Origin of the sequence: Roseibacillus persicicus (genome assembly GCF_014651675.1) — a bacterium.
In the GTDB taxonomy this organism is placed as follows: Bacteria; Verrucomicrobiota; Verrucomicrobiia; order Verrucomicrobiales; family Akkermansiaceae; genus Roseibacillus; species Roseibacillus persicicus.
In genome coordinates this window covers 176,107-198,777 of record NZ_BMXI01000002.1, presented here as the reverse complement: position 1 = coordinate 198,777, position 22,671 = coordinate 176,107, and the positions used below count along the sequence as shown (strand labels likewise).

General features: G+C 57.6%; 16 protein-coding genes. 10 read left to right on the top strand and 6 right to left on the bottom strand.

Annotated features, from left to right (window positions below):
- Positions 1 to 24 precede the first annotated feature (24 nt).
- The 3 genes from IE099_RS03115 to IE099_RS03105 form a co-directional block, all read right to left on the bottom strand.
- Positions 25 to 3,438, bottom strand: a complete 3,414-nt coding sequence (locus tag IE099_RS03115; protein ID WP_189567267.1) for a sulfatase-like hydrolase/transferase — start codon at positions 3,436 to 3,438, stop codon at positions 25 to 27.
- 632 nt (positions 3,439 to 4,070) lie between these two features.
- Positions 4,071 to 4,940, bottom strand: a complete 870-nt coding sequence (locus IE099_RS03110; protein WP_189567266.1) for a hypothetical protein — start codon at positions 4,938 to 4,940, stop codon at positions 4,071 to 4,073.
- Between the two features lie 54 nt (positions 4,941 to 4,994).
- Positions 4,995 to 5,258, bottom strand: a complete 264-nt coding sequence (locus IE099_RS03105; RefSeq protein WP_189567265.1) for a hypothetical protein — start codon at positions 5,256 to 5,258, stop codon at positions 4,995 to 4,997.
- A gap of 115 nt (positions 5,259 to 5,373) precedes the next feature.
- Between IE099_RS03105 and IE099_RS03100 the strand changes: the two genes are divergently transcribed.
- A complete protein-coding gene (locus IE099_RS03100; RefSeq protein WP_189567264.1) occupies positions 5,374 to 6,117 on the top strand; it encodes a L,D-transpeptidase in 744 nt (247 codons plus the stop codon).
- Positions 6,118 to 6,134: 17 nt separating this feature from the next.
- Positions 6,135 to 8,378, top strand: a complete 2,244-nt coding sequence (locus IE099_RS03095) for an excinuclease ABC subunit UvrB (RefSeq protein WP_308428515.1) — start codon at positions 6,135 to 6,137, stop codon at positions 8,376 to 8,378.
- A 32-nt stretch (positions 8,379 to 8,410) separates the two neighbouring features.
- Here the strand turns inward: IE099_RS03095 and IE099_RS03090 are convergent, their stop codons facing one another.
- Positions 8,411 to 8,935 carry a hypothetical protein gene (locus tag IE099_RS03090; protein WP_189567262.1) on the bottom strand — a complete coding sequence of 175 codons (525 nt, stop codon included), beginning with the start codon at positions 8,933 to 8,935 and terminating at the stop codon, positions 8,411 to 8,413.
- A 137-nt stretch (positions 8,936 to 9,072) separates the two neighbouring features.
- Between IE099_RS03090 and IE099_RS03085 the strand changes: the two genes are divergently transcribed.
- The gene (locus IE099_RS03085; protein ID WP_189567260.1) at positions 9,073 to 9,354 is read left to right on the top strand and encodes a hypothetical protein; all 282 of its coding nucleotides are present in this window, start codon (positions 9,073 to 9,075) and stop codon (positions 9,352 to 9,354) included.
- A gap of 13 nt (positions 9,355 to 9,367) precedes the next feature.
- On the opposite strand, the gene IE099_RS03080 is transcribed toward IE099_RS03085, so the two are convergent.
- Entirely contained in the window at positions 9,368 to 10,912 is a 1,545-nt protein-coding gene (locus IE099_RS03080; RefSeq protein ID WP_189567258.1) for a pyridoxal-phosphate dependent enzyme, read from the bottom strand.
- A 178-nt stretch (positions 10,913 to 11,090) separates the two neighbouring features.
- Here IE099_RS03080 and IE099_RS03075 point away from each other — a divergent pair, with 178 nt between their 5' ends.
- The 7 genes from IE099_RS03075 to IE099_RS03045 all read left to right on the top strand — a co-directional run bounded on the left by IE099_RS03075 (position 11,091) and on the right by IE099_RS03045 (position 20,429).
- Complete coding sequence (locus IE099_RS03075) at positions 11,091 to 12,728, top strand: peptide chain release factor 3 (RefSeq protein WP_229809363.1); 1,638 nt, start codon at positions 11,091 to 11,093, stop codon at positions 12,726 to 12,728.
- Between the two features lie 60 nt (positions 12,729 to 12,788).
- Positions 12,789 to 14,006: a hypothetical protein gene (locus IE099_RS03070; protein WP_189567256.1), complete on the top strand. Its 1,218-nt coding sequence runs from the start codon at positions 12,789 to 12,791 to the stop codon at positions 14,004 to 14,006.
- A gap of 254 nt (positions 14,007 to 14,260) precedes the next feature.
- Positions 14,261 to 15,070, top strand: coding sequence for a PEP-CTERM sorting domain-containing protein (locus IE099_RS03065; protein WP_189567254.1), 810 nt, complete (start codon positions 14,261 to 14,263; stop codon positions 15,068 to 15,070).
- A gap of 136 nt (positions 15,071 to 15,206) precedes the next feature.
- Positions 15,207 to 15,767 carry a DNA-3-methyladenine glycosylase gene (locus tag IE099_RS03060; RefSeq protein ID WP_189567252.1) on the top strand — a complete coding sequence of 187 codons (561 nt, stop codon included), beginning with the start codon at positions 15,207 to 15,209 and terminating at the stop codon, positions 15,765 to 15,767.
- A gap of 59 nt (positions 15,768 to 15,826) precedes the next feature.
- Positions 15,827 to 16,582 (top strand): hypothetical protein, encoded by a 756-nt coding sequence (locus IE099_RS03055; protein WP_189567249.1) that lies wholly within the window; start codon positions 15,827 to 15,829, stop codon positions 16,580 to 16,582.
- A gap of 11 nt (positions 16,583 to 16,593) precedes the next feature.
- The gene (locus tag IE099_RS03050) at positions 16,594 to 17,274 is read left to right on the top strand and encodes a hypothetical protein (RefSeq protein ID WP_189567247.1); all 681 of its coding nucleotides are present in this window, start codon (positions 16,594 to 16,596) and stop codon (positions 17,272 to 17,274) included.
- Complete coding sequence (locus IE099_RS03045; RefSeq protein WP_189567245.1) at positions 17,271 to 20,429, top strand: VIT domain-containing protein; 3,159 nt, start codon at positions 17,271 to 17,273, stop codon at positions 20,427 to 20,429. The genes IE099_RS03050 and IE099_RS03045 overlap by 4 nt, the downstream gene beginning before the upstream one ends.
- A gap of 9 nt (positions 20,430 to 20,438) precedes the next feature.
- Here the strand turns inward: IE099_RS03045 and IE099_RS03040 are convergent, their stop codons facing one another.
- Positions 20,439 to 22,646 carry a GumC family protein gene (locus tag IE099_RS03040; protein ID WP_189567243.1) on the bottom strand — a complete coding sequence of 736 codons (2,208 nt, stop codon included), beginning with the start codon at positions 22,644 to 22,646 and terminating at the stop codon, positions 20,439 to 20,441.
- Between the last annotated feature and the right edge of the window lie 25 nt (positions 22,647 to 22,671).

Here is a 22,671-nt window from a genome sequence, read left to right as displayed (position 1 = left end):
CTTTTCCCTGATATCCACGAAGAATCAGTCTCTCCGGCGCACCTGATAGAAAAGACGGGGATGCACGCTCACCTCCAGGGGCAGGGAATCAGAAAACACCAAAGACCCCGCTTCATCAGCACTCATCGGGCTGCCAGCAGGTTCAAAGGTCACCAAATCGCTGGAGCGAAAGAGTTGATACTCCTCCCCTGACTCCAATCCGGTGACTTGGATAAAGGGCTCACCCGTCTCAGAATCGATGCCGCACACTTCCACTGACAAGGGCGAGAGCTCGGGTCCCACCACCACCTTTGCCAGCACAACAGCACAACCTCCTGAGCCATCCTCACCACTCGCCACCCGCAAGATGAAAGTCGTATCCCGGTCCACTCCCGTGAGCGTATATGAGCCGGAATCCAGGATCTCTTGTCCATTCACACCACTCCGATAGGAGACCAGTTCGTTGCTGCCATCGCTGAGCACCAATTGTCCCGCAGAACTGGTGGACCAATTCAGGCTGACATCCCCCGTCCCGGCGATCGCCTGCGGGGACGCGGAGAAATTGAAAACACTGGGTGTGGCAACGCTCTTGTTCAGCGACAAATTATCGAAGGAAAAATTATTTCCCAGGGTCACTGAACTGGTGACGTGAAAACGCAAAACATAGGAGCTTCCTGTCGTTAGATTGTAGTCTGGAAAGTCCGCCACAATCCCCGTCCCAGAATTATTGGCGGCAGTCTCCGCCCCCAGGGCCGGCAGGGTCACGGTCGTCAGGGTCGTGCTCGCACTCCCGTCCAATAGCGAAACCGTGACGATTCCGCTCCCCGGATGCGCATTCCCCTGGAGATTCCCCGCTCCACTGATGAACTCATAATCAAAGGTGAGATCGGAAAGGGTTAGATTTTGCGAAGCGGTGAATCCGATATCCACACTCCAGGGCCCCTGTTTATCAATATTCCGATCCACCGCTATCCGGTTCACATTCGCACTCGCCCCATCAGTCTGAACCTCTGCATCCGCACTGAGAGTCAGCGTGCTGGATGGGGTGCTGACGCCATCAGTCTGCCAGATAATTCCTGTGAATTGACCCGACCCATCCACCGAACCATGACCATTGAAGTCTGACGACAAGACCGATCCCTTTCCTTCAATCGTCACTGTGACCAGCGACTGAACCGGATTCTCCCCATCCGTAATCGTATAGGTGAACTGGTCCACTCCAAACTTTCCCGGCACGGGATCGTAAAGGATGCGATTGCCGCTGATGCTTGCCGTTCCCAGAGAGGCTTCGCCGATCTCGGAGATTGATAATTCCGCCGGGGCACCATCATCGGTGTCATTGAAAAGCACCGGAATCAATACGGAAGCGGATTCCGTCGTGACCGCTTGGTCTGGTCTCGCCACGGGCTCGGGCCCTGCATCGCCCTCGATGAAAAACGACTCCGCGGGAATTTCCTGCAAAGGCACCCCCGGGCCAGAATACTGGAGAGACAGGCTTCGCGCTCCCGTCTCATGTTTATAAGCCACTCGAATCGGGTGCAAGCCAGCCTGCAGACGCATGCTACCTGTGCGCGCGCTTCCATCACGATTGAAGTCGTCCGCGATCACGTTGGCATCGTGAATCCAAAGCATCGCCCCCGAAGCATCGGTGCCGACCGCCGCATCGGCAGTCATCTCGAAAGTGTATTCTCCTTCCAAAGGCACGAGGAGATATCCCGTGAACTCAAGGGCAAACTGCGCATCACGCGGACGCTTGCTCAGGTCCAGCCCACTACTTTCTCCACGGGAAACTGCCGTGAGATAGTCCGTTTCGGGCACCCAAGGCCAGCTGCCCTCGTAAGCCCGGTAGTTCAGGCCATTGACGATACTTGGCAAGGTGACCGGCGGAGCAAATTCCGAGGTCAAATAACTCCGGTTATAATCGCCATCCACCCGCACGCGCAAGACCTCGTCCTTCATCCTTTGCTGCAAAGCGATCTTCGATGCCGCGAGGTCGGTGGACTCACTTGGGTCGGTGGAGACGTCGTAAATCAGAAAATCATCACCCTCATGATCCCCCACGTTGTAACGAATGCCTTTGTAGCGCTTCCCGTCGCTATCATCGAGAAAGATGGCCTGCATCTGATTGCGCCGGGTCTGCCGGTGGACTGGGAAATCCGCATAATTCGGCGTGGACCCGTTATTATAATACTCAAAGTAAAGATAGCCCTTGTCCTGCTGGCTTCCGCTCCCCGTCAGCTCAGGCAGCAAAGAAACACCGTTGCTCCAAGCGGGAGGAGTCAGCCCTGCCGCCTCGGCAAATGTCGGCATCCAGTCCCAAAAGGCGGAGGGCCTGGTGGAGTCCATCGCGGGAGTCGTGGCATCGTTGTCCCCAATCTGACCCGGCCACCATGCGAAGGTCGGCATTCGAATGCCCCCCTCCCATTGGTCGCGCTTGATTCCCTCCAAAATGCCGTAGGAGTCGAAGTTCTGGGGATCATGCTTCACCGTCCCGCCCCCTCCCGCCTCATTGTGAGTTCCATTGTCGGAGGAAAAGACCACCAGGGTCTCATCATCGATCCCCAGGTCGCGAAGGGTTTGCAAGAGATCCCCCACGCAGTCATCCAGTCGCCGCACCATGGTCGCATGGCGCGCGGGTGAATCCGAGAGGCTGGAATAATCGGGATGGATCCACGAATCGTTGGTTCCCGAGTTCGTGTTCAGTGGCCAGGACAGCCCTCCACTCGCCCCCATTCCCGCTGGATAGGCTTGGGTCGGGACCTGCAACTTGGCGTGAGGCGCATCGTAGGCGAGATAGAGGAAAAAGGGCGTTTCCGGGTCGTTGGCATGATGTTCTTGAATCAATTTCTTCGAACGAGCAGTCCACAAGTCCGTGGTGTAGGCATGATCGAGACCACTTGTGACGGGCTCTTCTTGGTCCAAGACCGTCCCACCATTGCCCGGGTAATGCTCGTGACCCTGCCCATGCTTCATGTAGCCGTAAAAGTAGTCGAATCCTCGTCGATTGGGATGCCCGGCGTAGGGAGCGGTCCCCCCTCCAACCCCCCACTTGCCAATGCAGGCTGTGTAGTAGCCAGCCTCCTTCATCACCGTTCCGAGGGTGTGATTGTCTTCGATCACCTTGTCGAAGGAGTTGTTGCGGATGTTCGCATGCCCCTGATCGCGGCCTTGCAAGATCGACCCCCTCGCCGGAGCGCAGACAGGGGCGCTTGTGTAGTGCTGGATCAACCTCGCCCCCTCTGCCGCCATCCGGTCGAGGTGAGGAGTGTAGATAAAGGCTTCTTCGCTCCCATTGATGAGACCATCCCCCGCGATCCCGCCGCCCGCCCCATTGTCACGGGTGTGCTGATGCAGATTATAGACATCTCCATAGCCCAAATCGTCGCAAAGAATGAAAATCACATTGGGGGCCGACTGGAGAGCTGAGACCAGGCCGAAAAGGAGGAAAAAAATGCGCATTAGAAGGAGGATTTGAAAAAGTCCGGACCATTCGATCACTCGGACTACCGGAATCAACACTCCGGAGTCGACCAATCTATACCCGCCCTTGGAATTTCTCCCATAGCCCTGTTTCCTCAGCACCGCGAGTCTCACAGGGTAAAATCATGGAGGCCTTTCCAACCCTCCCGCTCCAAACAAAGCAGCCGCCAGATCCTTGCGGAGCTGGCGGCTTGTCAAAACATTCCGAATTCCGCACTCGCGGAAGGAAAAACTGACGTGCTATTACCCTTGTTTATGAAGACGAACAGCGGCGTTCAACTCGCTGTTCAGAGGTTAAGACCCTCAACTCAACCTGATGTTCAAAGATTCCGGATCTTTTTTATCTTTTTCCCTTTTTACACCAAAATTCTCATCAGAGGGCCCCGAGCAAGATCCAATCGGAGGCGATAACCCTCCCTCTTAAAACAAAGCAGCCGCCAGGTCCTTGCGGAGCTGGCGGCTTGTCAAAACAATCCGAAATCCGCACTCGCGGAAGGATGAAACTGACGTGCTATTACCCTTGTTTATGAAGACGAACAGCGGCGTTCAACTCGCTGTTCAAAGGTTAAGACCCTCAACCCCGCCTGACGTTCAAAGATTCTGAATCTTTTTCATTTTTTCTGCGCAAAGAGCCGGAATGCCACTCCCAGCGGGGCCGCATCCTCGTCTCCCCGACGAAAGTTGAACTCACTGGCCCCACTGCGTTGACCAACCGCAACAAGGTCGAAGTGCACGAACTTTCCCTCCCCCTCATCATATTCCAGCTGACCGTAGATCGTCGGCTCGAAGCGCACTCCCCCGCCATCCAGGCTCGAAGTTCCGCGCAACTCGATAGTCCGCAGGTTTCCTTGCCGCCCCGACTCCTTCACCGTCCACTCGCCGCTTCGGAAGGCCTTTTTATCCACATTGCATTGTCCGCGCGCGCAATCCTTGAGGCAATCCTGCGAGATCTTCTTCACCAATGCTTGGGAAAGAGTCTTGGCCTCCTTTCCCTCGGGTAAAAACTCGCGCACCTCCTCCGGCTTCAGGTCCAAGAAGCCCAGATTGACGGGACGCTCGATTCGGTCGGTCTGGGGGTAACGATTGCTGCCCCGGGGCAAATCGCGGTAGGCCAGTTGAATCTTCAAGCCACCCTTCGCGGGCGCGGGGCCCACGTAGAGGGGCAACTCATTTTCCGGCACCGGCTTCATCTCGCCATCCGACTTTTTCCGGAAATTTTCCAAGGAGCTTTTCAGCAACTGCACCGTGCGGTCCCGGTCCACCCAGGCAAAGGCCCCACCCAGATAGTCGCCCTCCGCGGTCATGCAGTAAGAGCCCTGAAAGGTCGAAGTGCCCTGCGGAATCAGACCCTCGGGAGCCTTCTTGAGATAGCTTTCGAAAAGCCGGGTGCTGCGCGGGGTCTTCAGCCACTCGCGATTGAACCAATCCGGCGGGGAAAGATCCCAGCACTCATCCGCCACACAAACGAACTCCTTCGCCAACGCCTGCACCTCGGGGTCTGACCAGACCTCCCAGCGTCCTTTGACGCCATTGTTTCAGGTTTCGCCCGCAGGATGACCATTCATGGTCCACAGCAACACGGGACGCCCCAGCTCCTTGGCCTCATCCGCCGCGAACTCCAATTCCCGATGCCAGCGGATGTTGCGCCAAGCGAGTTCCTGACCACTGGGAAAGATGAACTCCTGCCATTGGTCCAAGTTCTTCGCGGAAACGGTGGGGACCTCCCACTGCCCCTTCAAACCCTGACCCTCGGCAGCAGCGACCAGAAACACCAAAAGCGCACATAGAGACTTCATCATCCTACTAGTTCTAACCCAAGGGACTTCTTTCTCAAGAAAACTCCGCCGCCGCCCACCTTGCGGGTGACCGCATTCTGCATTGGACGACCGCCCCGGAAGGCCCCATCTTTCCCGCATGAATCTCCGAGTTCTTGCCCTCCTATTGCTCCTTCCCCTGCTCCCATCCTGCTCCCCCACCAGTCCGTCTAGTTCGAGCAGTTCGCCTGCGGCCCGATTGGTCGGTGTGGAGTGGAGCAACATCGAGTCTGCCATCGCCGCCCAACGACAAGCGGGCTATCCCGACTACGATCCCACTTGGCTCTTCGTGGTCGATCCTGCCGCGCAACGCATGCACATCATCGATCGCAAGTCCGGCCAAGTGAAGGAGACCTTCCGCTGCGGCACTGGAAAAGGCGGTCTCGGCATCGAGGACTCACAGACCCCTCCCGGATTTTTCACCATGGGCGGGGTGCGCATCGCGAAGAATGGCAACACAGCCATACAAACCGGTGATTCCAAAAAAGGCGTCAGCGGAATCTACGCCGAGATGCTCTACCCACCCAGCCATCCTGACCCCACGCTCCGCGGCATGGTGCCCAATGGCGTGGTCATTCACTCTTACAATCCTGAAGCCAGCGAAATGCTCCGCCAGCGCCGCGCCCAGCGCCTCATCGGTCGCGTCCCCTGCACCACTGGTTGTCCCGTCCCCGATATCGAAGACGCCCCCAAGCTCATCCCCTACCTCATCCAAGGCGCTGGAAAATTCGACCCCACCGCCAATCCCAATGCCAATTTGCAAAGCCTCATTCGCGGCGGACAAGTGACTGAATATCAAAGAAACCGACTGGGGGCGGCGGTCTACGTTCTCAACCGGCAGTAGCGAACGCTCGCCGCGGAATGTTTTTCACTTCAGCATTGGACGTTTCGCGTTCGATGTTGAACGTTCTCCCCATGCCCTTTCAACTTGCCAGTGACTACCAGCCCGCCGGGGACCAGGCGCAGGCTATTGCCAAGCTCACCAAGTCCATCAAGGCCGGGAACGCGCACCAGACCCTGCTGGGGGTGACCGGATCGGGCAAAACCTTCACGATGGCGAACGTGATTCAGAACATCGGGAAGCCGACCCTGATCATGTCGCACAACAAGACTCTCGCGGCGCAGCTCTATTCCGAGTTCAAGAATTTCTTCCCCCACAACGCAGTCGAATATTTCGTCTCCTACTTCGACTACTACCAGCCCGAGGCCTACATCCCGCGCACCGACACCTACATTGAGAAAGACTCCTCGATCAACGACGAGATCGAGCGCATGCGCCTTTCCACCATGGGCTCGGTGCTCACTCGCCAAGACGTCATCGTGGTGGCCTCGGTCTCGTGCATCTACGGTTTAGGTTCACCGGATGACTATGAAAGCGCGATGCTCCCCGTCTGGGTGGGGAAAGAAATCGGACGCGACGAGTTCCTCAAAGAACTCGTGAACCTTCTCTTCGAACGCAACGACATCGCCTTTGGACGCGGTAAGTTCCGGGTGCGTGGCGACGTCGTCGAGGTCCATCCCGCCTACCTCGACGAGACCGCGATTCGGGTGGAATTCTTTGGCGACGAGATCGAGCGCATCTCGACCATCGACTCCCTGCGTGGCACCGTCATTGACCGCATCGAGTCCCACACCTTTTTCCCTGCCAAACAATTCGTCACCGACCGCACCAAGATGAAGGATGCCATGCACGCCATCAAGAAGGAGTGCGCTGAACAAGTCGCTGCCTTCGAAAAAGCAGGCAAACTCATCGAGGCTCAGCGCCTGAAGATGCGCACCGACTACGACCTCGAGATGATGGAGGAGATGGGCTTCTGCCAGGGCATCGAGAACTACTCCCGCCACCTCACCGGCCGCCCACCGGGAGCCCGCCCCTACACCTTGTTAGACTTTTTCGCGGAGCGGGACTTCATGCTAATGGTGGACGAGAGCCACGTCTCCATCCCGCAAATCGGAGGCATGTATGAAGGCGACCGCAGCCGCAAGACCGTCCTCGTCGACCACGGCTTCCGCCTGCCCAGCGCGCTGGACAACCGCCCGCTCAAGTTCCCCGAGTTCATGGAGCAGACCATGCAGCGGCTATATGTTTCGGCCACTCCGAGCGTCTTCGAGCTCGCCAACTCGCGTCCCGACAACCGCAGCTACATCGACATCAAGCGCGATGCCGAAGCCCGCGGACTCGACTTCCTGACCTTGAAAAAAATGAAGGTCAAGACCAGCGGCAGCGACGAGTCGGTGGAAGACTTCGACCCCACCAAACGGGGCAAGCCTCTCGTGGTGGAACAAATCATTCGCCCCACCGGCCTTCTCGATCCCATCCTGCATCTCAAGCCTTTGAAAGGCCAGATCGACGAGACCATCGAGCTTTGCCGCCAGCGGGTGGAGAAGAACGAGCGCGTCCTCGTCACCACCCTCACCAAAAAAACCGCCGAAGACCTTACCGAATATCTCGTCGGCGTCGACCTCAAGGTGCGCTACCTGCACTCCGACATCGACGCGGTGGAACGCGTCGAAATCCTACGCGCCCTCCGCGCGGCCGAATTCGACATCCTCGTCGGCATCAACCTTCTCCGGGAGGGTCTTGACCTTCCCGAGGTCTCGCTGGTCTGCATCCTCGACGCAGACAAGGAAGGCTTTCTCCGCAACGAGACCTCACTCATCCAGACCGCCGGACGTGCCGCCCGCCACCTCAATGGCGAGTGCGTCCTTTTCTGCGACAAAATCACGGACTCCATCCAACGCCTCATCGACGTCACCGAATACCGCCGCCAGAAGCAGCAGGAATACAACGAGAAACACAACATCACGCCCCAAAGCGTAATTCGCAAAGTGCAGGAAAGTCTCCACACCTACGATGAAAATAATAGCAAGGGCCGCAAGGTGAACATGGGCCTGGTGGCGGAAGACGACATGGTCTTCAACGCCACCGAAGTCCTCCGCGAGCTCGAGGGCGAGATGCAGGAAGCGGCCAGCAAGCTCGAGTTCGAGCGCGCCGCCCACCTGCGCGACCAAATCAAACAGCTCAAGGAAAAAGCCGGCCTCACCGACAAGCCCGCTATCCCTAAGAAGAAGGTCACCTATCAGGCCCGAAAGAAGGGCAAATAGTCACCCTCTCCGAACCGTGACGAACGAGTCCACTACGGGCTCCAGCGAACCGCTGCACCCAAAGCAATGAGGGCACCTTGACGGTGACCTTTCATGAGGGAATCCGACATCGCCGACTCCTTGCCTTCCAAAGGCAGACGAAGAAGCAAAGCTTCGGTGCCGTCCCAGCTATAGAGTTTCAATCGGGCGTAACCGCCTTCGGGATCGTGGAAAAAGACAATGAGCCCGTCGGGATAGTCGATCTTTTTGAAGAGAGACTCAATTTTGGCCCCATCCTTGGTGTTGAGAAGGCGGTCGAATGAGATGCCGGCATCCGCGGGCTTGAGAACCTTAAGCTCCAAGTCCTGCTCGCTCCAGGGAAAGGCGGTCGCCAGCTCGGGATTCACATAGAGAGAGCGCATGTCCTTCTCGAGAAGCTCCGCCAGCCGTAGACTTGCCTTCGAACGCGAGCCAGTAGTGGCATCCAGAAAAGCCAGACTCACTCCCCGGGAACCAGCCAACAGCGAAGTCGGCAAGAGAAGCAAAAGAGCGAGCGTCCAGATCCATTGTTTTTTCATGAGCGCGAAGTTAGAGAACTTTCGCTCCCGTGGCTAGCCTGCTTTCCAAAAGTGACCGCCCAAACGCGGCCTGACGCCCAGATTTCCTATGGTCCCGCTTGCCAGAACGGTCCTCACCCCCTAACCCTCCCACACCGATGCCATCCCGCGGACGCCACCAATCCACCTCCAAAGAGTGCCGGATTCTCCTCAAGAGAATCGAGGCTCTCGAAGGCGTGGTCGGGGTCATCATCGGCCGTTCCTATGGCGGAAAATCTCTGGGAAAAGGAAGCGCCACCGGCTCACTGCGGATTCAACGCACGGTCAGCGGGGGCCTGAAGGCCGTAATGCAATCCGAGAAAGGCCTGCAGGAAATCTACATCCGCACCCTCGCAGGCAAAGAAGAAGAAGTCGCGAAGTCCCTCGAGCCCGAGGCCTAGCGCCCACTCGCTGTTAGATGCCTAACAACCGACGGTGCGTCGCTTCGTCCACCGGTTCGCAAAGTCGATAGCCATCCCCATGCGAGGGAATGGTGGCAAGGAAACGCTCACGCTCTTCCGCCGAGGAAAAATCCAATCCGATCAAAGCCCGTCCAATGCGCTCCCCAGTTTGGCGATAGTTGAAGTAACACATGCTCGCGCTCCCTCGAATATGCCGATCCAAGAAGTCATGCAGCGCCCCCGCCCGCTCGTAGAAATGCAGTTTGAGAAAGGCTGGGAAAGACAGCAAGTCTTCGCGCAAGGCGATGGCCCTAAAAGAAATATCACTCGCCCCCGTGAGGTCCTCCCACGCGAAACCGTTCGCCTCCATTTTCTCAGGCAACTCCTCCAACACCTTCTGGTCATCGGCGGAGATGGTAAAGGCCGGCCAAGCTTGGTCCGCAGAAGTTTTTCCATACTGAAAGTCCGCGATATCGAGCCCTTCGAAGCAGGTATCCAGCAGCTTCAACATCGTCCCGGGTCGCTCGGGAATATTGACTCGCAAGGTGCGGCTGCTTTTCGCCCCCGCGCCCATCGATTGCGCGATATGACCCAACTGTAAAAAATCGACATTGGCTCCACACAGCACCACGAGAACCTTCTTGCCCACCAAGGCCTCGCGATTCTTCAACACCGCCGCCAGACCCATCGCTCCCGAAGGCTCCGAGATGGCCCGCAGCCCGTCCCAAAGAGTTCGAATTGCCTGGCCCACCTCCGTGTTGCTCACCGTCTCCATGCGTGCGAGGGACTCGCGGCAAATCTCGAACGGCAACGCGCCCGCCTCTCTCACCGCGGTGCCGTCGCAGAACAGATCCACTTTTTCCAAAGTCTGCGTCTCCCCCGCAGTCAGCGCCGCCGTCATCGAGGCCTGTCCTTCGCCTTCCACCCCCACGATCTCGATCTCGGGCCAATAGGTTTTCAGCCAAGTGGACACCCCGGCCGCCATACCCCCGCCCCCAATCTGCAAGTAGGCCGCATCGAAAGGCCCTTGCCCCGACAGCACCACTTCATCCGCCAGCGTCCCCTGCCCTGCCATCACCTTGAGGTCGTCATAGGCGTGCACATAGACCGCTCCGCTCTCGGCCTCATCCGCCCGCGCGGCGGAAACCGCCTCGTCGTAGCTATCGCCCGCGAGCTGAATCTCGACGAATTCGCCCCCGTGATGCCGCACCGCGTTTTGCTTCACCTTGGGGGTGGAGCGCGGCATGTAGACGCGCGCCTGCACACCCAGAATTCGCGATGCCAAGGCAACGCCTTGGGCGTGATTACCCGCCGAAGCCGTCACCACGCCCCGCGCCTTTTCCTCAGGAGAAAGAGTGGCCATGCGATTGCAAGCGCCGCGCCACTTGTAGGATTTCACCGCCGAAAGGTCCTCCCGTTTGACCCAAATCTCCGGGCCCTTCCCGGGCAAAATCAGACGCTCCAGCGGCGTTGCCACCCCGAATCGATAGACCCGCTCGCGCGCAAAAAGGATTTCCTGACGCAATTGCCTCTCCATCGGCAGCTCCTCATTCGGCATGGCGCAAGATGAACCCCGACTCGTCTCGGGTGCAAGGGGGATTTGGAATCTTCCAACGGCGCGTGTTGCCCGGCCCAAGGATTCACGGTTCTTTTGCCAAGACAACCCAACCGACCTCCACAAAGGAAAGACCTCTAGGTTGCCAATCGCGCCAGTTCCCGCTACCAGAGCCCTGCCCTTGACCACTTCAGCTCTCACCAACCCCGTTCCCGCCGCCGCCGCGAAGGAGATCGCGCGACGCCGCACCTTTGCGATCATTTCCCACCCCGATGCCGGTAAGACCACCCTCACCGAAAAGCTCCTGCTCTACGGGGGTGCCATTGGCTTGGCCGGTAGCGTGACCTCCAAGAAAGAACAGCGCTCGACCTCCAGTGACTGGATGGCGATGGAGAAGGAGCGGGGCATCTCGGTATCGTCCACCGTGCTGCAGTTCGAATACAACGGTCACTGCGTCAATCTCCTCGACACCCCGGGTCACCACGACTTTTCCGAGGACACCTACCGCGTGCTTTCCGCCGTCGATGCGGCGGTGATGGTCATCGATGCGGGTAAAGGTATCGAGGCCCAGACCCTCAAACTCTTCGAGGTCTGCCGTCGTCGCGGCGTGCCCATTTTTGTCTTTATCAACAAGATGGACCGCCCTTCCCGTCCTCCCCTGGAGCTGATGGACGAGCTGGAAGACGTGCTCAAGCTCGCCCCCGCCCCCGTCAACTGGCCCCTCGGTGATGGGCCGCGCTTCAAGGGCGTCTTCGACCGGCAAAAGGGCGAAGTAAATCTCTTCGAGCGCACCTCGCATGGAGCCTTCAAAGCTCCGCTCGAAGTGGCCGGCATCGAGGACGACAAAGTGCGCGAGGCCCTCAGCGACGAGCTCCACGAGACCGTGGTGCAGGAGGTGGAGATGCTCGACGAGCTGACCGAACCTCTCGACCTCGAGCGCGTGTTGGCTGGCGAGCAAATGCCCATCTACTTCGGTAGTGCGATGAACAACTTCGGGGTGCAAAACATGCTCGAGAGCTTTCTCGAGATGGCGCCTCCTCCTGCGGGTCGGGTGAGCAATGAGGAGATGATTGCCCCGAACACCGACAGCTTTTCGGGCTTCGTCTTTAAGATTCAGGCCAACATGAATCCCCGCCATCGCGACCGCGCGGTCTTCGTTCGCATCGTCTCCGGCATCTTCGAGCGCGACATGCAAGTCGTCGACCAGCGGACTGGGAAAAAGGTGCGCCTCGCCAGTGCGCAAAAGCTCTTTGGACAGGATCGCGAAACCCTCGACACCGCCTATGCGGGAGACATTCTCGCCCTCGTCGGCAACTACGATTTCCTCATCGGCGACACCCTCACCAGCGACCCCAAGGTCACCTACAACGAGATGCCGCGCTTCACCCCCGAGTGCTTCACCTACATCCTCAACAACGACACCTCCAACATCAAACGCTACCGCGCCGGCATGGAGCAGTTGATGAAGGAAGGGGTGGCGCAAGCCTATCAGGTCCACAACAGTGCGCAGGCCGTTCCACTGTTAGGAGCTGTGGGCCCCCTGCAGTTCGAGGTCCTGCAAGCCCGCCTCCTCTCCGAATACCAAGTGGAAACCCGCCAAGAGCCCCCCTCCTGGACCGTGGTGCAATGGTTCGAGGAGAAGGAGCCGCAAAAGGGACGCAGCGACCGCGACCCACCGCAAGTGCTGCTCCCCTCCGGCAGCGTCGTGGCCCGTGACCAAGACGGTCAATGGGTGGTGCTGCTACCGGCCAAATACCTCGTCAAGAGCCTCCACGAGCGCAACGAGCACCTCGTCTTCCGCGACCACGCATACGCCTAGCCCCCCAGGAGACCGGACCTTGACAAGCCTTGGTTTTTGCCAAGGCTTTGCTCTGGAATCATGGTCTACTTTGTCTGCCGAAGCGAATACGAGAAGCCTCACGGAAAGCGCATCGTCGAGTTCCCTGATTGCGAAAACTTGCTCGCGTGGTTCCAGAAATATTGGCTCACCCGCGAAGAGCTCATCGCGGCGGAACCCAAACTCGCCCAAGCCGATCCAGAGGATGATTGGGAATGGTGCGATGAGATCGTGCGGCAACGGGCAGAGGTCTTTGGAGGCAACTTCTATGACTTCTTGCAATTCCTTTTCGCAATGCTGGATCGGGACCGTCCCGAAAGCCTGAGGGACGTGGAAGAGTTCATCTCCTCCTTCGAAGGCCAATTCTCTGAAGGGTCGATCGCAATGTTCGAGTCCGCGATCCAAGCCGATACCAATGACGACGAGATCGATCTGGCCTGGTATCTATTCGATGACGACTTTTCTAACAAGTATCCCGAGCGAACGAGCTTTCTCATCCACAAGCCGGTGGAACTTCCCTCCGAGGTCGGATCCCCGGACTGGGCGCAACCCTTCCCCGTCCAAAGTATCGTCCCGAGTGAAGACAAGACCGACGGGGCCACCTACTGCTGCTTTTTCTCCAGCTCGGATGGCATGACCATCACGGATATCGACGGCTGCTTCCGGGTGCCCACTCGGCTGCCGAACCTAGGACCCTGGTTGGCGGAGCATGCGGTGCAGTTCGGCTACGACGGCTACGACGGCTACGACGGCTACGACGGCTACGACGGCTACGAGATCATCGAGTCAGCCTGGTCGGACAATCTCATCCTTCTCCGGGCCTTTGCCATCTTCGCCGAAGAACACTCTTTCGACCAAGCCCTCGCCAAATTCGACGAGGTTAACAGCGAACTCGCCGGTTGGTTTCCGCGGACTTTTCAAACGATCAGAGAGCGCTCCAAGAAGCCCGAAGCGCTCACCACCGACACCGAAACCGTCCGCACCCAATTGGATAAGATTCGGCAGATTGCCTGCAAGGCCGGGGAGACGAGCCCGCATTCCTTTTGGACCTATTCCTCCGGCGAAAGCATCTTTCAAACGACTCCCCATCTCAAACAAGTCCTCTTCACCGAAATTGCCTCCGGCCGACCTCCTTCCCCCCTGAAGACGGAAACGGTGAAGCATTGGATCTTCTTCGACGACCTCTGGGCCTCCGCCAATCCCGCTCTAGCCGAAAGCATTTTGCGATACGGCCGAGGGGACGATGTCTTGAGCAGCTGAGCCTCTACAAAAGGGAGTTCGTCGACGGCGGGATGCTCAACCGCGTCGGTCTGAGCCGCGCCCCGACTCTTATCCGCGAGAGATAAGGCGCCGGCCCCAACGCTCCTCACACGTCTCCCGTTTTATACAAAAAATTGACGTTTTCGTTCCAATTTTTTCAAGGAGGAGCAGTTAACCCTAGAGTCTCTGTGGCTTGTATCGATCGATCCGGCCAGCAAAGACCACGAACCTAAACAATCCTAAGAACCAAACCAATGAAACTTCGCAATTATTCATTACTAACTCTCCTTGCTGCGGCAACCTCGGCTGAAGCCGTGGTCGTCACCTTGGACGCCACCGCAGATCACTCGGGTCTGGTGAGAAATTCTGGCAATGCGGTGGGCCAATACGGTCGGGCAGACACCCTGTGGGGCACTGCTGATGGCGGCATCGGTCAAAGACGAAACGGGCTGGTCCAATTCGCAGCCTTGGATCCCGCGATCCAGTCAGGAATCACGAACGGCACCGTCATCGTCAACAGCGTCACCCTCGAACTCTGGAACACCACGAACAACTGGAATTCGACCACCCTGCTTTTCTCCCGACTTGCTGCCGGCAATACCGATTGGGCGACCTTGAATGGACCTGACAACGGCGGAAACGGGGTCAGCTCTTGGAGCGACAAAATCGAAAGCACCGGAGCCGATTGGGCTGCTTCCACGGGAGCCGGCAACAACAATGTCGGAACCGCTGGCCAACAAGTTTTTGGCTCGCTCACATCCTCCTACACCGTGGGAGGAGGCAGCGCGATCGGTGACACCAAATTCACCGTCCCTTTGAGCGGAAGCGAACTGAACGACTGGCTATCCGATCCCTCCGCGGCCCCCAACCTGCTCGTCACTTGGGATAGCAGTGCTGGCGACGCGAGCGCTGCCCAAACCCGCTTCGCGACCATCAACACCCAGGCTTCCCAAGAGTTTGCGCCCAACCTGGTGGTCGACTACACCGTCATCCCCGAGCCCAGCAGCATGGCGCTCCTCGCCCTGGGTTCGATGATGACTCTTCGCCGTCGGAGAACGCTGTAGGCGATTCCCGAAAGCAACCCCTCCCATTTCATCACTCCAACCGCCTGTGCGGTTGGAGTTTTTTTTGCGATAGCTGGACGGGTGAAAAGCCATTTGCCTATTCCTCAGGCGAGCGCATGAGTGTTTTCATCAGAATATGAACGAGGACTTCTTTCGCGCTCGCCCAACCGAGATCGCAAGGCTGCTCATTGGCGCGACACTCACCCATGGGACCACCTCGGGGCTCATTGTGGAAACCGAAGCCTACTCCGAGATCAATGACGAAGCCTGCCACACCTTTATCCGCCGACACGCGCGGGAGTTTGTGGAAAAGCATGCGCCCGGCACCGCCTATATCTATCTGAACTATGGAGTCTACTGGCTGGCTAATATACTGGTGCAAGCCCCCGACGGGGAACGCGGCTTTGTGCTCATCCGCGCGCTCGAACCTCTCACCGGGATCGAACTGATGAAAGAGCGGCGCAAAAAGAGCAAGCTCACCGACCTCTGCTCGGGCCCGGGCAAACTCTCCATCGCCCTCGGAATCGGTCCCGAACATCACGAACAAGACTTTCGCGGCAAGCCCTTCACACTCAGTCCTCGCTCCAGTGCTCCCGAGATCCTAACCGGTCCCCGCATCGGCATCTCCAAGGCCACCGAACTCCCCTGGCGCTACGGCCTGGCGGACAGCCCCCACCTCAGCCGGCCTTTCCCATAGCAAGCCGAGCAAAGGTTTGAGCTTGTCTAGGCTAACAGGATCGCTTGCAGTGATAGGGCATGAAACACACTTTGCTCGCTCTCTGTTCTCTCACTTTAGCCACCTCTTCCCTTGCTCAAAATGCTGAAGACTTCGACCCCTTGGGAGAGCACTTGAACTTGCCGAAACAGATTCGCGTTATGGTGGAGTATATCGAAGTCCCCCTGCCCGAGTTGACCAAACTCCTCGCCGAACCCCGCAAGTCGGCCAACGATGGTGACCTGCGCGAAACAGTTGGCAAGCTGGTGGAAGCAGGCACGGCCAAGCACCAGGAAACCCAGTTCATCATCGCCCGCTCCGGCGAAACCGCGACCACGGAGGGAATCTTGGAATACATCTATCCGAAAGAGTACGAGCCGTCCGAGGTGCCCAACGAAATCAGCTCCAATCAGGATACCGGACAAGCGATGGAGATAGCCAAGATGGTCGCCACGCCCCCTACTCCCACCGCATTCGAGACTCGGAACACGGGATCCACTCTCGAGATTCAGCCCACCATCGGAGCCGACGACAAAACAATCGATCTTCGTCTCGCCCCGGAATTGGTTGAACACATTCGCAACGAGATTTGGTCGGAGTGGAATGGGGTTCACGGGAAAGCGCCCATTCAAATGCCGCTCTTTTCCAGCGCTCGCATCAACACCGGACTCACCCTCATCAACGGTCAATATTGCCTTGCCGGGACGACCTCGATGAAGGGCGAAGACGGGAAACCGGACCACCAACGCAAACTGCTCTTCTCTGTCCGAGCTGATATTCTAACAGCCGGACTTTAGTCCTCCCGACCATGCATTTGCTCACTGGTCTTTTCCTTCTACTCGCTGGTCCCCTGTGGGCTGCCGAGATGGTGCGGGTGCAGTTGGATTTTATTGAAACCACCGCCGGGAACCTTCCCCGCGTCACCGAACACCGAACGCCCTATTCCTTTCTCCTAAAGGAAATCGAGCAAAAGCGCGCCAGCCGCTACAACACAGAACTCCTCATGGCCCGCTCCGGCGAAACCGCAACGACTGAGTCCATCGTGGAGATGATCTATCGAAGCGACTACGACCCTCCGGGTTCGGAACGCTGGCGGGACTACCTCAGACAAAACCGACCCGACTTTACGCGGCTGTTCTATCGCCCTCCCACGCCCACAATGTTCGAAACGAGAAACACCGGCTTCACTCTCGAAATCCAGCCCGGCATCACAACGAACAATTTTATCGACCTCAGGCTCGCTGCCGACGAAGTCAGTCTCCAACGAATAGAGGTCGTCATACCGCACAAAGATCACTACGGAAACGCCGACCTCAAGATGCCCGTCTTCGAAAGCCATCGCCAAAACCTCGGTCTCACTTTCTTGGCCAATCGGCCGCAACTCTTTGCCATCTACTCCCCACGCCGGGATGACGGCTCGGCGGATCCGGTCCGCCGCATCCTTCTCTTTCTCACCGCCTCACTACTCGAAGTTCGCTCACCATCATGATCTCCCGCCTCACCCTTTGCCTCCTTCACCTTGTTCTCCTCTTTCCTATCTCCGGCGCTGAGATTCGTGCTCCGCAGATTGTCTGCCGCGATGCCCGCAACAACCCCTTTCCCCTCGACCTCCAACGATACGCGGTCGAGATCGAACGCCATCAAGACTTGGTGGAAACGACTCTGACCCTCACCTTCAACAATGAGACCTACCGTTCGCTGGAAGGAGAACTCCTCCTGCCATTGCCGGAGCACGCCACCATTTCCGGCTATGCCCTGGAGGTGAACGGCGCCTTTCGCGAAGCGGTGGCAGTGGAAAAGAAAAGGGCCCGCCTAGCTTACGAGACTATCAAAGCCCGGCGGGTTGATCCCGGAATCGTGGAGAAAGAAGCAGACGGAATCTACCGCACTCGCATCTATCCCATCCTGGGACGCAGCACCAAGAGCGTGCGCATTTCCTATCTGGAATACCTCCCCATCACTGGACCCTTCCCCTTTCGCCCAACCTACAATCTGGCCTTCAATCTCACGAGTGAAGTCGACAACATCTCGGTCTTAGTCAAGAATCCCGGCGAGGACTTAGTCACTCATCCGTCCCTCGAATTTCTGAAGAACTCCCATGGCCACCTGGAGGCGATTCTCCAGAACAAGACGCTGAACGGCAAACTCACCATAGAGGCAACCGACCCCCATCACTCCGTTGCCGCTACCGCAGACCGAGCAGGCGGACTCGCCTACCTCACTCTCAATGGACAATTCAACGAGGACGAACAAGCTCCGGTCCCGCACCCTGCTCTCAAGAGAGTCGCCCTTCTCTGGGATGCTTCCCGCTCAATGAGCGAAACCAACTTTGAGAAGGTTTTAGGTTACTTGGACGCCTTTTTCCAAACCCATCCCAACCTCACCGTCTCACTCAGTTTACTCCGCAATGTTCGGGAGAAGGGCGGGGAATTCCAGGTCCGGGGCGGGGAATGGCAGGAGCTCCGTAAAGCCATCGCCGGGGTGACCTACGATGGATCCAGTAACTACTCGAACCTGCAAACAAACAACTGCGACCTCAACCTCCTGGTGACCGACGGACTGGCCACGCAATTGCCACCTCACACTTCGTTCTTCAAGGCAAACACACCTTACCTTGCCCTCGCCACTCGCCCCATCTCTGCTCTCCACCCCTTGTCCTCCCTCACCTACCAAACCGGAGGAAGAGTTCTCGACCTCCAAAATATGGAAGTCGCTCAGGCCATCGCCCTCACCCGACAACGCGCCTTCCGGCTCCCTCTTCAAAGCTCCAACATCAGAGTCTACCCCCTCCCTTCTCGAGCGCCCTTCGTTCACCGGTTTCTTTTAAAAGAACGGTTTGGCAACAAGAGGAAATTGAAACTCGCGCTCGATGAAATGAAGGTCACCACCGAGACCCTGCCTCCCCGCTGGCTCTCCCATCTTTACGGGGTCACCGAACTTCAGAGATTGGAGTCCAGTGATGCCAGCCCCTCACAAATCATCGATCATTGTGAAGAATACACCCTCGCTTCCGACCTCACCTCGCTCATCGTCTTGGAAAACTTCGCCGACCACATAGAGTTCGAAATCCCCCCACCAGAAGCCGATCTCAGAGAAAAATACTACGCGAAGCTCAAAGAGCGACGTCAGCAATCCGAGGAACGCCTCACCTATGTTTGGTCGGAAGTCCTTCAGCGCCACCGGATGAAGGCACCGGGCATCGAGGTTCTGATCTATAACGAACTCAGCAAAATCCAGAAATTCAATGAAGCACAGCGATATGCCTTCCAAGCCGAACAGCTCGATCCCTCCGTCAGGAAGGCTTTTCTCGACTGGGAAAGAGAAGCTATGCAGCTCTTGGCAACCCGAAAAGAAGCCTCGAAACAAGCGAAGATAGCTCCATGGAAGCAAGAGTTGCTCCGACTGCGTATCGCCTCTCAAGAGTTAACGCAAAAAGTCCCGGCAGCCCGCAGCCCCCTCGCCGTTTCCATCCGTGGACTTGTTAGAAAACCTGGCACCATTGAATTTCAGGGTCCAACCACTTTGAAACAAGCCTTGGTTGAAGCCGGAGCCTCAAAACGCGAGGACTTGAGCCGGGTGTCACTTTATCGCTCAGGAACCAAAAAAACCTACAACACCCTTTCCAAGGCCTTCCGCGATTTTCCGCTCTTGCCGGGTGACATGGTCGTCGTCGAAGGACTGAATCGCTCCTCCTCCTTCGCGGATGCCGATCCTTTTGCGAATTCCGATCCTTTCTCTTCCGAGGAACCCGTTGATCGGGCAGCAGAATTCGAAGGGCAACCTGCGGTTGTGGAGAACCCGTCGGCAGGCAATCTCCCCGCGCAAGAGATTCCCGAATCCATTTTCACCCGTGACCTCAATGCCTTCGGAGTCGAAGCCGAAACCAGTCAGGAAGCCACCGAGAGCCATTTCGATCCCGTGCCAATTGCGGCGCAAGCTTTGGACCTGTTTCGCAAAGGCGAGGAGGCCGCAGCGGAGCGGCACCTTTCCAACATCCGCGAGCTTTTTCCCCATCGGAGCTCAGCGCTCCGGCTTGAAGCTCTCTGCCATTGGCAAATGGGTGAGCTTCTCAAGGCAGAAACCACCCTGAAAGAAGCCCTGGAAATCAACGGGACAGACTACCTCGCCGCCAATCTAATCGCCACCATCGCACTCCATAAGGGTAAGGACAGCGTCGAAAAAGCGAGGCAGATTTATCGGCGGATTTTGAATTCCGCTTGGGGACGCGACGAGTTCCTGGCTCAGACGATTCTTCTGACGGACCGCAATGCCCTCCTGACAGGCGGGCCCTCGACGGTGATGGAAAGCAAGTTGCCGAAAGACCTACGAATCGTGGTTACCAATCTGCAACCCGACCCCAGCTTTCAACTCACGATTCAAGATCCCACCTCCTTCCGCACCGGGCATGGGGAAATCTCGCCGACCGGAGTAGTGAATATCAGCACAGTTGGCCTGCACGAGATCACCGATCGCGAGGTGGTTGCGGGTGAGTATCAATTGGAGGGTCGCTGTGACCGAGATCAACTGCTGGTGATCTCCACCTACGAGAAATTTAGTAGTTCCCAGCAAAAGGCCAGCCATGAGGTTGTCCTCCTCCAAGGCGGCGGAGACGGACAGTTGTTGAAGGCTGTCTCCTTCGACTAGAGTTCGTTGCTAGCCAACTTCCTTCCGGGCGCGAACCTTCTCTGCCAGGTCCGCAGGCGCGGTCACTTCCCGCACCTCCGCTGGATAGGTCACCGGCTCGATCACGGGACCTTGCGCATCCCGTCGACGACGGCTGCCGCCCTCGTTCCAGATGAATCCGGCCACTTGTGCTCCGCATGAATTGAGGACTTCGGTCGTCTCCCGAAGGTCGCGATACTTCCCTTTCCCCTTTTGCGCAACAAGGTAGGTCGCTCCCAAATGACGGGCGACGGCCTGCACGTCATCACTCTCGAGGACCGAAGACATATCAAAGATCACCCGCTCAAACATGGGCTCAATGGCTTCCAACAAGCGGCGCAATCCTGGGCCTGCCAAAAGGTCACCCGTGTCGCTTGCAAGCGCGCCAGTGGGCAAGAACCAAAGACCGGGAAGGCCGGTCTCGAAAAGCACTTCTGCGGCTTCGGCCTCGCCCATCAGATAGGCGGCCAATCCATGACGTTCCTGTCGCTGGCTGCTATACTCGCGGCTCAGGCCATCAATACGGAAGTCAGCGTCAATGACGAGAGTGCGGTAACCCTGTTTGACCATGGTGCGCGCGCACTTCATCACGCAAAGACTCTTACCATCACCATCGAAGGGGCTCGCAAAGAGTAGGGTCTGCATCTTCTCGGACTCCTCGCGCGGCGTGAAGGTATAGCGTGCCAAATGAGCCGGCCGGTTGAGAGTCGCCAAGCCATCGCCAGCAATACTGAGGTCATCAACGACATGCCGGGAGTAGACGGGGAGGCGCGCCAAAAGCGGAAGACGCAGCTTGCGCTCGACCGCGCTAGGCTCCCGAACCTTCGGATCCGCCAGAGTGAAAATCAGAGCGAGAGTCACCCCTAACAAACCACCCAAGAAACAGCCCACAAGCATCAGTCCCAGCTTATTCGGCGAGCTGGGCCATTCCGCAATCAGTGGCTTCTCGTCCCAACGCAAGAAGGACGAACTGAGCGCTGCGCCAATCTGGGTCTCCTGCAATCGGGTCGCGACCTGAGAGTAAAGACTGCGGTCGATCTCGGCCGCCCGGGTGAGTTGCGCAAATTTTTCGCGGAGGGTTTCATCACCAATGGCATTCACCTTTGCCTCCTCAACCAACTTCTCCAGCTCTTGTTCGCGCGAGCGTGCAACTTCCAAATCCTCCGCCACCGACTCCTTGGCATCGGTCATCACTTGAGCGAGACTTTCCTCCAGTCGCGCCAATTCGCTTGCCGCATCGATATATTTGGGATGCTTGTGAAGATAGCGCTCCTTCAGCATGGCGAACTCCGCCTTCTTGGCTGCAATCTGACTCTCCAATGTCAATGCCAGCTGACCCCGAGCTCCTCGGGCAGCCAGCATGGGTGCCGCATTCTCCTTGGGCGCAGCCGCCATTGCTCGAAATTCAGCTTCCACTTTCAACCGCTCTGCTGTGGCATTGGAGAGCTCGCGGCTGAGCATCTCCAGCTCACCGGACTGCAAAGGATCTTGCTCACCTGTTAGACCGAGCACTGAATTCTCGGCGCGGAATTCCTGCAAGCGCAGTTCGGATTCCTCCATCTTCTTTCGAAAGCGCTCCTCTTCCGAGGCCAGCCCGACCGTGGTCTTGGCAATCAAGTCGTTGCGTCCACCGTCCCGCCAAATCTCATATTCCGTGACAATGTCTTCCACGATCTTGGCAGCCCGGGCCGGGTCGGTGTCCTTGACCTGGATATCAATCAAGCGGGTGCCTTTGCGAAGCTCAACCGAGACCCGATCGCGGAGAGTCTCGAAGACGGCTTGCTGGCTAGTTCCCACTTCCTGAAAAAGTGGGTCGTTCGCAAGATTGTGTTTTTCCGCGACTTTCAAGAGCACAGTCGAAGAAATCATTCCTTGCTCGACCGTCTTCATCTGTTCCAGATCGTTGGATTCCTCCTGACCCAGCCCCACTCCGTCGAACACTTCGGGAGCCTTGGTCTTGATATAAAGGCTTCCCGTGGACGTATAGTAGACTGGCAGGGTCCGGATGAATGCATACATGCCCACTGCCCCGATCAAGAGACAAAGAAGAGGCACCCAAGACCATCGCAGGACGGCGTGCCATATCTCCTTGGGGTCGATCTTGGGCATCTGTAATCCGCCCCCGGCAGGAGCTGATGCCGCTTCCTTTCCAACCTGGGAGGAAAGCGATTGATTGGACTGTGGGATTAGTGAACTCACGGAATAATGGGGAACGCAGTCGGCA

Excerpts from the sequence above, each read along its gene's own strand:
- IE099_RS03115 (WP_189567267.1), bottom strand. The coding sequence starts at position 3,438 with ATGCGCATTTTTTTCCTCCTTTTCGGCCTGGTCTCAGCTCTCCAGTCG.
- IE099_RS03105 (WP_189567265.1), bottom strand. The coding sequence starts at position 5,258 with ATGATGAAGTCTCTATGTGCGCTTTTGGTGTTTCTGGTCGCTGCTGCC.
- IE099_RS03100 (WP_189567264.1), top strand. The coding sequence starts at position 5,374 with ATGAATCTCCGAGTTCTTGCCCTCCTATTGCTCCTTCCCCTGCTCCCA.
- IE099_RS03095 (WP_308428515.1), top strand. The coding sequence starts at position 6,135 with ATGTTTTTCACTTCAGCATTGGACGTTTCGCGTTCGATGTTGAACGTT.
- IE099_RS03090 (WP_189567262.1), bottom strand. The coding sequence starts at position 8,935 with ATGAAAAAACAATGGATCTGGACGCTCGCTCTTTTGCTTCTCTTGCCG.
- IE099_RS03085 (WP_189567260.1), top strand. The coding sequence starts at position 9,073 with ATGCCATCCCGCGGACGCCACCAATCCACCTCCAAAGAGTGCCGGATT.
- IE099_RS03080 (WP_189567258.1), bottom strand. The coding sequence starts at position 10,912 with ATGCCGAATGAGGAGCTGCCGATGGAGAGGCAATTGCGTCAGGAAATC.
- IE099_RS03070 (WP_189567256.1), top strand. The coding sequence starts at position 12,789 with ATGGTCTACTTTGTCTGCCGAAGCGAATACGAGAAGCCTCACGGAAAG.
- IE099_RS03065 (WP_189567254.1), top strand. The coding sequence starts at position 14,261 with ATGAAACTTCGCAATTATTCATTACTAACTCTCCTTGCTGCGGCAACC.
- IE099_RS03060 (WP_189567252.1), top strand. The coding sequence starts at position 15,207 with ATGAACGAGGACTTCTTTCGCGCTCGCCCAACCGAGATCGCAAGGCTG.
- IE099_RS03055 (WP_189567249.1), top strand. The coding sequence starts at position 15,827 with ATGAAACACACTTTGCTCGCTCTCTGTTCTCTCACTTTAGCCACCTCT.
- IE099_RS03050 (WP_189567247.1), top strand. The coding sequence starts at position 16,594 with ATGCATTTGCTCACTGGTCTTTTCCTTCTACTCGCTGGTCCCCTGTGG.
- IE099_RS03045 (WP_189567245.1), top strand. The coding sequence starts at position 17,271 with ATGATCTCCCGCCTCACCCTTTGCCTCCTTCACCTTGTTCTCCTCTTT.